The organism is Novosphingobium sp. GW821-FHT09E05 (assembly GCF_059416165.1).
Window position 1 is genome coordinate 44,071 of record NZ_JBWKOQ010000002.1, and the last position, 11,984, is coordinate 56,054.

The following is an 11,984-nucleotide window of genomic DNA, read 5'->3' on the forward strand; positions in this document are numbered from 1 at the left end:
TGTCCCCTCACTTCGCTGCGGCCGGAGCAGCCTGCGCCGCGCCGGGCTTGAGGCTGATGACGGTGCGGTTGCTCGCCCTCAGGTATTCCTTCGCGGTCTTCTGGATCAGCGCGGGGGTGACCGCCTCGATCTCCTGCGCCAGCCGGTTGATGCGCCCCGGATCGTCGTCGAACAGCGCGAAGCTGGCGAGCAGGTCGACGAGGCCGAAGCGGTTGCCGTCGCCGATCGCGTCGTAGAGCGAGGAGCGCGCCTTGGTCTTGGCACGGGCGAGTTCGGCCGCGCCCACCGGCCTGTCCTGAAGGTCCTTCACCACCGCATCGACATCGGCGAGGACCTGCGCGTCGGTCACTTCCGGGCCGTGGATCAGCATCGCCGACCACAGCATCGGCCCGTTGTAGTTGTAGGAGTTGCCCAGCGGCCAGTTGATCCCGCCCGACACGTCGCCGGTATAGCCCCTGTCGTTGACCAGCACCTTCACCAGCCGGCTGTCGGCGCCCTGGATCAGCATGAGGTCGATCAGCCGCATCGCCGCCGCCTCGGGCGTGTCCTTGGGGGGAACGTGGTAGGCGAAGGCGAGCGCGGGCTGCGGGGCCAGCGCGTGGGTCTTCTCGGTCCGCTTCTCTGCGGTCTGGCGCGGTTCGGAGACGTCCGGGAACCTGAGGCTGGCCGAGGCCGGGATCGCCCCGAAGTACTTCTCCACCCAGCCCATCACCTGCGCCGGATCGACGTCGCCCGCCACCACCAGCACCGCGTTGTTGGGCACGTAGTAGTCCTTGAAGAACGCCTGCACGTCGCCCAGCGTCGCCGCGTCGATCTCCTTGAGGTCGCCGTAGAAGTTATGCGCGTTGTACCAGTTGGTGTTCGCCACCTGCGGCAGGTCGAGCCACGGGAAGCCGCCGTAAGGCTGGTTGAGGACGTTCGACTTGACCTCGTTCTTCACCACGCCCTGCTGGTTGGTCAGGTTGTCCTGCGTGATGTCGAGGCCCTTCATGCGGTCCGCCTCGGCCCACAGGAAGGTCTCGGTCGTGTTGCTGGGCACCGCCTCGTAGTAGTTGGTGAAGTCGAACCGGGTCGAGCCGTTGAGCACCCCGCCGTTCGAATTGACGAGGCCGATGAATTCCGCCTTGCCCAGGTTCTTCGAGCCCTGGAACATCATGTGCTCGAACAGGTGCGCGAAGCCGGTGCGGTCCTTCGGCTCGACGCGGAAGCCGATGCCGTAATAGACCCCGATGGTGGCGGTGGGCACCGTGTGGTCGGGCGAGATCACCACCTTCAGCCCGTTGGCGAGCTTGTGGTACTCCACCGGCACCTGGCCCTGCGCGGCGGGCGCGGCGATCGGCCCGGGCGCGGCGATCGCCGGAAGAGAGCCCAGCGCGGCCCCGCCTGCCGCCAGCAATGCGGCGGCGAGGAAGGCGGCGGGTCTGGATGTGCCGTTCAAGACCATGTGATGCGTGCTCCCGGAAAGCCCCGGCGCCCGAACGTCCTGCCCGGCGCGGATACCCTGTCGGGATGGCAGACTATCGGGTGGGCGCGGGATTTCAATCGACCGGCGACATTTTCCCATGGATGACGGACCCGCAGCCGGTCCGCCGCCGCGCAGCTGCTTTCACAATCCGTCCATGCCCGCCCGGTCGATGTGCAGGTAACGGCTGTCGAAGTCGCCGATACGCGCCAGCTGCGCGAAATCGAGGATCCGGATCCAGCGCCTGTTCCTCTCGATCAATCCGGTTTCGCTCAGCAGCTTGAGCATCCGGTTGATGTGGACGTTCGTGAGCGCCAGCGCATCGGCGAGCTGGTCCTGGGTCATCGGCAGCTTGTATCCCGACGAGTCCCCCAGCCCGGCCACCTCGAGGCGGACAGCGAATTCGCAGAGCAGGTGCGCGGTCCGCGCGCGCGCGTCGCGGCGGCCGACATTGAGCGTCCATTCGCGAAAGATCGCCGCATCGACCAGCGTCTCGTACCACATGGCCTGCCCGACCTGCGGGAAGTCGGCAGCCAGGCGGCGTATCGCCGGCGCCGGGATGAGCGCCACGTCGACGGAGGTCAGCGCCTGGACGTTGTGGTCGGCGCGGCGCAGGATCGCGTTGTGGAGGTCGACGATGTCGCCCTTCATGTGGAGGGAGAATATCTGTCGGCCGCCATTGCCCGCGACCTTGTGCCGGTAGGCGTAGCCCGACAGCAGCAGGCAGGCATGCGTCGGCTTTTCGTCTTCGCGAACGATGTAGTCATTGGCCTGAAGGTTGCGAAGGGTGTGAGGAAGAGCAAGTACCGCCGCCTGGTCCGCCGGACTTAGCGGCAACCACAACTGAAGCTTGTCCAGCATGGTCTGCAATGCGCGAGAGGTGGACATACGTGCTCCGGTCTCTGACGGGAGCGCTTCGCATCTCTCAGCCATCGGCGGCCAGGAAGGGGCCGATAGTGATCTAGCCGATACAGGAACCGGTGACGTTCATCCAGTTTATTATACTGTAAAGCTAATCGAAATTAATATATTGCCGTCTTCATCGCCGGCTCGTTTGTGAGCGCCCGCGGCTGGGAGACAACGTACTCTCGCTCGGCAGGGAGGCGATATGCTTAACGGATTGCCCATCTTGATCGTGGAGGACCATGAGGTTCTTGCACTCGATCTCGCCATGGCGGTCGAGGACATCCAGGGCCGCCCGGTCGGCCCGGTGGCAACGGTCGCGCAGGGTCTGGCCTTGCTGGACGCCGAAGTGATCGCGGCGGCCATTCTCGGCGCCAACCTGCTGGACCGCGATGTTACGCCGCTCGCTCTGGCCCTGGTCGAAAGAGCGATCCCCTTCGTCATCCACACGAGAGAGGGTCTTCCGCCCGCCCTGGCCGAAACGCATCCCGACCTGCCCGTCGTCAGGAAACCGGCGCCGCCCGCCACCGTGCTCGCGACGCTGCTGGAGCGGGTGGACCCCGACCGGACCGATACCCGGCACTAGGTCGGCCGGCGCATTCGAACGGCGCGCATCGGGGCAAGCCGCTTTCCTACGCCCTGCTCCCTGCGTTAGCTTCGCGGCATGACCCGGTCTTCCCCTTCCCGCGCCCCCCTGTCACCGACCGCAGGGGCCACTTGCCCGTGCAAGGCGACAGTCTCGCCGCACAAGGCGACACCTTCAGGCCACAAGGCGACACTCTCCCCCCACAAGGCGACACTTTTCGCCCGCAAGGCGACACATTTGCGCCCCGGAGCGGCACTTTCCCCCCTGGACCGTGTAAACCGTGTAAACCTGTGTCGCCTTGCGGCGCCTCACAGCACCTCGGCGACGCCCGCCAGGGCGCTGCGCAGCCTGTCGATCGCCTGGGCCTTGAGCTGGTGGACGCGCGGGACCGAGACCTGCAGCACCTCGGCGATCTCGGCGAGGTTGAGTTCCTCGACGAAGTAGAGCTGCACGATCAGCTTGAGCCGGTCGGGCAGGTCGGTGATCGCGGCGATCACGGCGCCGCGCGTCTCCTCGTCGGCGAGCAGGGTGAAGCTGTCGGGGGTCTCGGCGGCGAAGGCCATGTTCTGGTCGGAGTACGCCTCGTCGAGCGAATCGAACCGCAGCGGCTGGCTGGAATGGCGCAGGCTGGCCAGTTCGCTCTCGTCGATGCCCATCGCCCGCGCCAGTTCGTCGGCACGGGGCTCGCGGCCGAGGGAGCCGCGCAGGGCGGTCTCCTTCTCGGCGAGCAGGCGGCGGCGCTCGCTCGCCCCGCGCGAGAGCGGGACGGTGCGGCGGATCATGTCCACCATCGCTCCGCGCACGCGCATCTTGGCGTAGGCGGCGAACCCGTCCTCGGTCGGCCCGGAATGCTTCTGCGCGCACTCGGTCAGCGCGACGAGCCCGGCCTGGATCAGGTCCTCGACCTCGATGCCCGGCCGGCCGCCGCCGTGGACGTGCCAGGCCTGGCGGCGGACCATCGGCAGGAAGCGGCGGACGCGGTCGGCGACGTCGCCCTGGTAGGCGCGCATCGCGGCACCGGCGGCGGAAGGATGGGAAGGGATCGGCGTCGGAACGGACATCGGGTTCATGCAGCCATGCTTTCGGCATTGTCGGGCGCGGGCAGGCCGCGGGGTTCAGGGGGAGCAGGCGCCGCGCCAATGACGTCGATGACCTCGATCGGCTGGGTCGCGGGCAGTTCGGAGATCGAGAGGACGAGGCAGGATGGAGCGCGCAGCCGCAGCAGCGCGGCCAGCGTGCGGCGGGCTCTGGGCTGCACCACCAGCGTCAGCGGGATCGCATGCGGCCCGCGCTCCTCGCCCAGCATGGCGACCCGCTCGCCGATCATGCGGGCGAGGTCGGGCTCGATCACCGGCTGACCGGTCGCGGGGTCGAGCATGCCCTGCACGATCGCGCCCTCCAGCCCGGCGTCGAGCGTCACCACCGGTAGGCGCGCGCTGGGCGGGCAGATCCGCCCGACGATCAGCGCGCCGAGGTCGGCGCGGACCAGCTCGACGAGGCGGTCGTGGTCCACCGTGGTCTGCACCGCGCGCGACAGGCTGGCGAAGATCGGCACGAGGTGCGCGATCGGAATGTGGTCCTCGAGCAGCGCCCGCAGCAACCGGGTGACGGCGGCAAGGCTGAGGGGCGCCGGATGCACGGTCTCGACAAGACCGGCGGAGTGCTCCTTCAGCGCCTCGATCAGCGCGCGCACCTGGTCGGGGCCGAGCAGGTCCTGCGGCCGGGCGGACAACAGCTGGTTCAAATGGGTGGCGATCACGGTGCCGGGATCGACGGTCAGAAAGCCCTCGGCGGTGGCGTGGTCGCGCGCGGCGGGGTCGATCCACAGCGCCGGGCAGCCGAAGCTGGGGTCCCAGGTCGGCTCGCCGCGCAGCGCATGGTGGGGGCTCGCCTCGCCGGCGTCGATCGCCAGCACCTTGTCGGCCCGGATCGCGCCGCCGCCGAGATTTACCCCGCCCAGCACGATGCGGTACTCGTGCGGCGGCATGTCGAGCGCGTCGCGCACCCGGAACTGAGGCACGATGAAGCCGAACGACTGGCTCAGCTGCTTGCGCACCCCGGTGACGCGCGTGACCAGCGGCGAACCGCGCCGCTCGTCGACCAGCTGGACGAGGCCGTAACCCAGCTCGATGGTGACGAGGGTGTGGTCGGACACGTCCTCCAGCTCGATCCGCGAGGGATCGAGGGGCTCGGCAGGCGCCTCGACCACGACGGGGGCGATCAAGGCGCGCTCGGCGCGTTTGCGAAGCGAATGCCACATCCACGCGGCAAGGGCTGCGGCGGGCAGGAAGATGCTCTGCGGCATCGCCGGGATCATGCCGATAGCGCCGAGCACGACGGCCACCGGCAACCACGTGCCGGGGGCGGCGAACTGGTTGCCGATCTGCCCGGCCAGGTCGCGGCTGTCGGACACGCGGGTGACGATGACGGCAGCGGCGATCGAAAGCAGCAGCGAGGGCACCTGCGCCACCAGCGCATCGCCGATGGCCAGCGTGATATAGGCCTGCGCGGCCTCGGTGGCGGACAGCCCATGGCTGATCATGCCGAGGCAGAAACCGGCGACGATGTTGACGCCCAGGATCAGCAGCGCGGCGATCGCGTCGCCCTTCACGAACTTGGAGGAGCCGTCCATGGAGCCGTAAAAGTCGGCCTCGGTCGCCACTTCACGGCGGCGCGCCTTGGCCTCGTCGGCGGTCATGAGGCCGGCGGCGAGGTCGGCGTCGATCGCCATCTGCTTGCCCGGCAGCGCGTCGAGCGTGAAGCGCGCGGAGACTTCCGAGACGCGCCCCGCGCCCTTGGTGACCACCACCATGTTGATGATGACGAGGATCAGGAACACGAAGATGCCGACCGCGAAGTTGCCGCCGATCAGGAAGGCGCCGAAGGCCTCGATCACCTTGCCGGCGGCGGCCTCGCCCTCGTGCCCATGGACCAGCACGACGCGGGTCGAGGCGACGTTGAGCGACAGGCGCAGCAGCGTCGCGAACAGCAGGACCGAGGGGAACGCCGAGAAGTCGAGCGGCTTCTCCGCGTTCATCGCCGCCATCAGCACCGCCACCGAAAGCGCGATGTTGAGAACGAAGGCGACGTCGAGAACGAAGGCCGGCACCGGCACGATCATCAGCACGATCAGCACGAGGATGCCCGTCGGCAGCGCGATGGCGCCAGCATTGCGGATACGCGAGAACAGGCTCACAGGCCCAGCCTCGCGAGCTTGGAATAAGCCTCGCGGACATGGCCGGACGCAGCGGTACCCGAGGCGCCGAAGGCGGCCTGTAGCGTCTCGGCCATCGAGCGTGGGGCGATGGACGCCGTGGGCGCGGGCTGGCTGGCGTGGAACTCGCGGGCCAAGGGGCCGGAGGGCTGGTAGCTGGCGGTCTCGAAGCCCGTGTCGTAGGGGATGGTCGGGTCGGCCTGCGCCCATTCGATTGCCGCGCCGGGCCCGAAGCCGCCCTCCATCGCGCCGTCGACCTTGCCGCGCATCAGCGCCATGACCTGCCCGACCGAGCGCGGGGCGCTGCCGGCAAAGAAGATCGAGCGGTTGGCGGCGGCGGCCTTGGGGAGGATCGCGGCGGCGCTCTGGCCGGGATCGTCGGCGAGCGCGGAGAGGAACTTGCCCGCACCGGCGGAGCCGAGGAAGTGGGCGAGGTAAAGCTCGGCGGCGTCCGGCTCGCGGCCGAGGCGCGAGGTGAGGTCGGCGCGGTTGTCGGCGGCGAGTTCGCCCGCCATCAGCGCCGCGACCTGCGGGTCGTAGCGCAGCCCCATGACCTGTGCGCGGGTGGCCGGATCGGCGATCGCGCCGCCCTGGATCGCGTCGCTCGCCCAGCCCATGCCGTGTTCGGCGCCGTGGCGGTCGAGGGTGCTGAGCCAGGTTCCCGATGTGAACTGGTAGAGCCCGGCGGCGCTGGATGTGGCGGCGCGGGCGGTGGGGTCGAGGCTCGATTCCAGCCTGGCCTGCGCCATGAGGTACTGGAAATCGACGCCCGTGGCCTCGGCCGCCTGCGCGATGGCGGCACGCACCTGCGCGCCTCCCGCGGCTGCCCGGCCCGTGATGGCCCCGAAGACTTGTCCGTCGCTCAAACCGAAACTCCCGGCAAACCATTTGCCGGGAGTGTTTGAGCAAGAGCCGTGCCAGGCCGCTGGGTGTGGTTAACTAGGGCAGCATCTGATCGAGGGCTGGTGGCCTGCCCCACCCTCACCCGTCGCCCCCGCGAAGGCAGGGGTCCCGCTTCCTTGCGCCCCGCTCGAAGGAACAAGCGGGATCCCCGCCTTCGCGGGGATGACGGGGTGGGTTTGGGAGAACTTCCGCCTTTAAGCCTGCCTCAGCCTCGCCCGCCCGCCATCGCGTAGCCCGGGGGGATGCGGTAGAGCTGGGGGCTGCCCGTCAGCGCATTGAGCCGCCGCGTGACGTTGGCGGCGATGATGTTGCGGACCTGGCGGTTCACCTCGTTCAGCCGCCGCGCGGCGTCGAGCATGCCGCGGCATTCCTCGTCGAGATGAATCGCGCCCAGCGTATCGAGCGTGCCGCAGAGGCGGTCCTTGTCGTGCGTGGTCCCGACGATCGCGTCGAGGTCCAGGCCGGCAAGTGCCTGCCGCTCGTCCTCGAGAACGGCAAGCATCTGCCGCAGGGCGTCACGAAGGTCGGACTGTGGCATCTTAGTGTGCGCTCCTCAGCAGCATGCCGGCCGCGATCATGGCGTCGGCGATCTTCGCGGGGAGGACGGGGTACTGTCCCGATTCCACCGCCTTGCGGATCAGCGCGACGCGGTCGGTGTCGACCGGGGCGGCGCCGGGGTCCAGGGCCTTCGAGGTCTCCACGGCCGGGGCCGCCGAGATCGTATTGGTCGTCTGAGCCTTGGCCACCGCGGGGGTGGCACTGGCCGGGGTCGTTTCCGCCACGCGGGGGAGCCGGGTGTCGACGGCGCCGATGCGGGGGGCCGAGCCCACTTCGATAGGTGGCATATTGCCGCTCCTTGAGATGTCCTGTGATCCAGAACGGCCGGGGCGCGGCGGAATAAAGGGCTGGGCGGCAGGTTTTTGCCAGGCGGCAGATGCTGGGCGGCAAACCTGCCTGAAACATCAGGGCAAAGGCACCGAGACGAGGCCAGGTCGCTCGATGCGGGCGCGCATCACGTCGCCGCGCGTGGCCCTGCCGGGCACCGCGGCGGGGCGGACGCGGATCCAGCCGCCGACGGGGCCGGATTCCATCGCCTCGCCCGGCTGCGAGACGGTGAAGCCCTCACCCATGACGGCGATCGCCACGGCATCGCCGCGCGCGACGGCGACCGGGCCGCCCTGCCCTGCGCCGGCGCCCCCGCTCCGGACCGGCACGAACAGGCGCCAGCCGGAGGGATCGCCGCACTGGACGACGACGCTGTCCTGCGCCTGCGTGCGCCACGACAGCGCAAGCCCGCTGCGGCACGGCTGCAGCCGTAGCCGCCGGTCGACCGGCGTCGCCGCGCCGCCCACCTCGCCCGCCGACGCGCCGGTGAAGCTCGCCACCTGGCGGTCTATGGCGTCGAGATCGGCGAAAGGCGCCGCGACGGAGGCAAGAAGAAGCAGGCTGACGGACATTCAGGGGCCTTTGCGCGGTGGAAGCGTACCGGCCGGTTACAGCAAGTCCCGTGCCACTCGGGCGGGGTCATCATAGGCCAGCGCCACGCGCGCCGGGCCGACGCCCGGTTCGATCACGAGCCGCGCCGTCAGGCCCGCCGCGCCCGCCTCGCCCAGCAGCCGCGACGCCTCGCGCAGGGCAGCGTCGCGCGCGCCGGGGGCGTCGCCGTAGCGGGCGGTGATGGTGAGCTGCTGGCGCGGGTCGAGCGCCTGCAGCTCCAGCCACTGTCCCAGCGAGGGCGCGCCGGGCGCGGCTTCGTAGACCGCGAGCGGCTCCGCCATCGGCGCGGCGCGCGGGGCGGGCGCAGCATGGAGCACGGCCGGATTCGCTGCCGGTTGCCGGTGGAGCGCCGCCGCGCTCAGCATGAACAGGATCAGCGAGAGGTCGGCGAGCGAGGTCTGCCAGCCGAACGAGGACTTGGCCGTCACCGAGGACGTCCACCCTGCGGCAGGGCGCCCGCGACCTGCTGCTCCAGCCAGTCGAGCACGCGCTGGCGTTCACGCTCCTCGTCGGCGGCGCGGCGCGCGATCATGCGGGCGAGCGGGGCGAACAGCAGGTTGCCCAGCAGCAGGCCGTAGAGCGTGGTCAGCACCGCCATCGAGATCGCCGCGGTGAAGTCCCCCGCCGCGCCCGGATCGGCCGGCAGGCGGGTGAGCGAGACCAGCGTGCCGGCGAGGCCGAACACCGGCGACAGCTCGGCCGCCTGCTCAAAAGTGCGCACCGCGCGGCGGCTGTGGTCCACCCGGCGGCGCTTGTGGGCGACGTGGGCGGCGTGGAGCGCGCCGAGCGAGCGGGTGCCGATCAGCGCGTCGGTGAGGTCGTCGAACTCGGCGTCTCCGAAGTGGTGCGGCTCGGCGCGGATGACGCCGTCCTGCTGCATCTCCTGCACCGGCACGGCCAGCTCGGCCTTGGCGCGAGCGGCGTCGAAACGCCCGCGCGCCAGCCGCGCCGCACCGGCCAGCGCCATGCGCGTGTCCCAGACGCCGCAGCGCAGCACGGTGGCGAGGCAGGTCCCGCCCACCACGATCGCGGCGCTGGCAGGGTCGAACAGGGTATGGGCGATCATTGCGGGTTCTCCATTCGGTACGACAGAACGGCGGTTGGCACGCCGTTTCAGGCGGAGGCCGGCATTTGCCGCTTTCCGGCAAAGGCTTGCCGGTGGGAGCGGCGGGCCGGGGCGGCGGACCCGACCGGCAAGGCCGCCGAGGACACATGTCTCCCCATCCCATCCCAAACCCTCGTCATCCCCGCGAAGGCGGGGATCCATCCGACGCCATCGGGTAATTTGATGTCATCAGATGGGTTCCCGCCTGCGCGGGAATGACGAAAGTGGGTGGCAAGCGCTGCCCGCTCCCTGCCCGGCTGCAACCGATTGGCACGCCTCTTGCGAAACACCCGGCACACAGTTCGGGACACCCCACTTCGATGACGCAGGACCTGTTCGGAATACATGGCAAGGCGCTGGAACTGCGCTCGCAGCGCATGGGCGTGCTGGCCTCCAACATCGCCAATGCCGCGACCCCCGGATACAAGGCGCGAGACATCGACTTCGGTGCCGCGATCAAGGCCGCCGATGCCGGCGCCAGCACCGACAAGGCCGCGCACGCCGCCACGCTCTACCGCGTGCCGGTGATGCCCTCGCTCGACGGCAACACGGTGGAACTGCAGAACGAGCAGGTCGCCTTCTCCGAGAACGCGGTCGGCTATTCGACCACGCTCGAATTCATCCGCTCACGGGTCGACACCGTGAAGCGCGCGCTGCGGGGAGACTGACCTTGAGCAGCAACTCCAGCGGCCCGCTCAACCTCTTCAATGTCGCCCAGCGCGGCATGTCCGCCCAGCTGGTGCGGATGAACGCGGCGGCCTCCAACCTCGCCAACGCGGGGTCGGTCTCGGGCACCGAGGACGGCGCCTACAAGCCGATCCGCGCCGTCTTTTCGGAAGACCTCGACCGCGCCAGCGGCCTCTCCACCGTCGCCGTGTCCGGCGTGGTGCGCGAGAAGGCCGCCGCGGTGCGCCAGCACAATCCCGACCACCCCCTCGCCGATGCCAACGGCGACGTGTGGTCCGCTCCCGTCGATGAGAACGCGGAGATGGTCGAGATGCTCGAAGCCTCCCGCCAGTACCAGAACATGGTCGAGGCGCTCTCCACCGCCAAGCAACTGATGCTCGAAACGATGAGGATGAAATGACCGTCACTTCCGTAACCTCGACCAATGCCACGTCGGGCACCGGCGCGAAGGCAAGGTCCTCGCTGTCCGACCTCGACCAGAACGACTTCCTCAAGCTCATGATGGAGCAGATGAAGCAGCAGGACCCGACCAACCCGGTCGATCAGAAGGAGATGCTGGCGCAGATGGCCCAGTTCTCCTCGCTCGCGGGCACCACCGAGATGAGCGACACGCTCAAGACCATCTCGAGCCAGCTGGATTCCCTGGCCTCCGCGCAGAAGTCCACCGCCGACGCGGTCTCCGCGCTCGCCGCCGCCCAGACCAACAAGACCGCCTGACCCCTTCCTTCGGAGTACGCTTCAAATGTCCTATTACACCTCGCTCACCGGCCTCAAGAACGCGCAGACCGAACTCAACGTCGTCGCGCACAACATCGCCAACGCCGAGACCAACGGCTTCAAGAAGAGCACCGCCGCCTTCGCCGACATCGTCTCCGCCTCAGTCATCACCGACCCGGCGCTGACCGTCGGCATCGGTTCGCGCGTCAGCAAGATCAACCAGGAGTTCTCGCTCGGCCCGATCGCGCAGACCGGCTCGGGCCTCGACCTCGCGATCGACGGCGAAGGCTTCTTCACCGTGAAGTCGCAGACCTCGGGCCAGACCGAGTACACCCGCAACGGCGCCTTCACGCTCGACGGCCAGGGCTACATCAAGAGCGCGCAGGGCGCGCGCCTGCAGGCCTTCCCGGTGACCAATGGCGTCGCCGACACCACCACCATGCAGGACGTGCACGTGCCCCAGACCAACGCCGCCGGCTCGTTCTTCGCGGGCGTGACCGTGGACGGCACCGGCCAGGTCATCGCGACGTACGCCGACGGCACCAGCGAGGTCGCCGGCAAGGTGGCGCTCGCCAACTTCGTCGCACCCACCGGGCTCAAGCAGCTGGGCAGCTCGAGCTGGCAGGCGACCGGCAAGTCGGGCACGCCGCTGTACGGCGAGCCGGGTTCGAACCTGTTCGGCAAGCTGAACTCGGGCTCGCTGGAGCGCTCGAACGTCGATATCGCCGAGGAACTGGTCAACATGATCAGCGCGCAGCGGTACTTCCAGGCCAACGCCAAGGCCATCGATACCGCCACGCAGATCTCGCAGACCGTGATCAACCTGCGCACCTGATGATGGGGGCGGGATGATGCCCACCCTATCGTAAAACACCCCGTCGTCCCCGCGCAGGCGGGGACCCCGCTTGTT

15 protein-coding genes are annotated in these 11,984 nt (G+C 69.2%); 5 read left to right on the forward strand and 10 right to left on the reverse strand.

From position 1 onward, the window contains the following. Positions 1 to 7 precede the first annotated feature (7 nt). A complete protein-coding gene (locus tag AC07M9_RS11895) occupies positions 8 to 1,444 on the reverse strand; it encodes a M16 family metallopeptidase (RefSeq protein ID WP_494883965.1) in 1,437 nt (478 codons plus the stop codon). A 162-nt stretch (positions 1,445 to 1,606) separates the two neighbouring features. Beyond that, positions 1,607 to 2,350 (reverse strand): Crp/Fnr family transcriptional regulator, encoded by a 744-nt coding sequence (locus AC07M9_RS11900; RefSeq protein ID WP_494883966.1) that lies wholly within the window; start codon positions 2,348 to 2,350, stop codon positions 1,607 to 1,609. A 232-nt stretch (positions 2,351 to 2,582) separates the two neighbouring features. Between AC07M9_RS11900 and AC07M9_RS11905 the strand changes: the two genes are divergently transcribed. Further along, the gene (locus AC07M9_RS11905; RefSeq protein ID WP_494883967.1) at positions 2,583 to 2,951 is read left to right on the forward strand and encodes a response regulator; all 369 of its coding nucleotides are present in this window, start codon (positions 2,583 to 2,585) and stop codon (positions 2,949 to 2,951) included. Between the two features lie 308 nt (positions 2,952 to 3,259). Here AC07M9_RS11905 and AC07M9_RS11910 read toward each other — a convergent pair whose 3' ends face one another. From AC07M9_RS11910 to AC07M9_RS11945, 8 genes are all read right to left on the reverse strand, one after another. Next, positions 3,260 to 4,012: a sigma-70 family RNA polymerase sigma factor gene (locus AC07M9_RS11910; protein ID WP_494884512.1), complete on the reverse strand. Its 753-nt coding sequence runs from the start codon at positions 4,010 to 4,012 to the stop codon at positions 3,260 to 3,262. A gap of 5 nt (positions 4,013 to 4,017) precedes the next feature. Next, positions 4,018 to 6,072 carry a flagellar biosynthesis protein FlhA gene (locus AC07M9_RS11915; RefSeq protein ID WP_494884514.1) on the reverse strand — a complete coding sequence of 685 codons (2,055 nt, stop codon included), beginning with the start codon at positions 6,070 to 6,072 and terminating at the stop codon, positions 4,018 to 4,020. Positions 6,073 to 6,143: 71 nt separating this feature from the next. Continuing rightward, positions 6,144 to 7,031, reverse strand: a complete 888-nt coding sequence (locus AC07M9_RS11920) for a lytic transglycosylase domain-containing protein (protein ID WP_494883968.1) — start codon at positions 7,029 to 7,031, stop codon at positions 6,144 to 6,146. Between the two features lie 242 nt (positions 7,032 to 7,273). Further along, on the reverse strand, positions 7,274 to 7,606 hold the full coding sequence (locus AC07M9_RS11925) for a flagellar protein FlgN (RefSeq protein ID WP_494883969.1): 333 nt from the start codon (positions 7,604 to 7,606) through the stop codon (positions 7,274 to 7,276). Between the two features lies 1 nt (position 7,607). Next, positions 7,608 to 7,913, reverse strand: coding sequence for a flagellar biosynthesis anti-sigma factor FlgM (flgM, locus tag AC07M9_RS11930; RefSeq protein WP_494883970.1), 306 nt, complete (start codon positions 7,911 to 7,913; stop codon positions 7,608 to 7,610). A gap of 117 nt (positions 7,914 to 8,030) precedes the next feature. After that, entirely contained in the window at positions 8,031 to 8,525 is a 495-nt protein-coding gene (locus AC07M9_RS11935) for a flagella basal body P-ring formation protein FlgA (RefSeq protein WP_494883971.1), read from the reverse strand. 36 nt (positions 8,526 to 8,561) lie between these two features. Beyond that, positions 8,562 to 8,993 (reverse strand): hypothetical protein, encoded by a 432-nt coding sequence (locus tag AC07M9_RS11940; protein ID WP_494883972.1) that lies wholly within the window; start codon positions 8,991 to 8,993, stop codon positions 8,562 to 8,564. Continuing rightward, positions 8,990 to 9,631: a MotA/TolQ/ExbB proton channel family protein gene (locus AC07M9_RS11945; protein WP_494883973.1), complete on the reverse strand. Its 642-nt coding sequence runs from the start codon at positions 9,629 to 9,631 to the stop codon at positions 8,990 to 8,992. The genes AC07M9_RS11940 and AC07M9_RS11945 overlap by 4 nt, the downstream gene beginning before the upstream one ends. Positions 9,632 to 9,990: 359 nt before the next feature. On the opposite strand from AC07M9_RS11945, the gene flgB reads away from it, so the two are divergent. Genes flgB through AC07M9_RS11965 form a run of 4 tightly spaced genes read left to right on the forward strand, consistent with a single transcriptional unit; the run spans position 9,991 to position 11,909 of the window. Then, on the forward strand, positions 9,991 to 10,338 hold the full coding sequence (flgB, locus tag AC07M9_RS11950) for a flagellar basal body rod protein FlgB (RefSeq protein ID WP_007684867.1): 348 nt from the start codon (positions 9,991 to 9,993) through the stop codon (positions 10,336 to 10,338). A 2-nt stretch (positions 10,339 to 10,340) separates the two neighbouring features. Then, the gene (gene flgC, locus AC07M9_RS11955; RefSeq protein WP_494883974.1) at positions 10,341 to 10,757 is read left to right on the forward strand and encodes a flagellar basal body rod protein FlgC; all 417 of its coding nucleotides are present in this window, start codon (positions 10,341 to 10,343) and stop codon (positions 10,755 to 10,757) included. Further along, positions 10,754 to 11,074, forward strand: a complete 321-nt coding sequence (locus AC07M9_RS11960; RefSeq protein WP_494883975.1) for a flagellar hook assembly protein FlgD — start codon at positions 10,754 to 10,756, stop codon at positions 11,072 to 11,074. The genes flgC and AC07M9_RS11960 overlap by 4 nt, the downstream gene beginning before the upstream one ends. Positions 11,075 to 11,099: 25 nt before the next feature. Further along, positions 11,100 to 11,909, forward strand: a complete 810-nt coding sequence (locus AC07M9_RS11965) for a flagellar hook-basal body protein (RefSeq protein ID WP_494883976.1) — start codon at positions 11,100 to 11,102, stop codon at positions 11,907 to 11,909. Positions 11,910 to 11,984 lie beyond the last annotated feature (75 nt).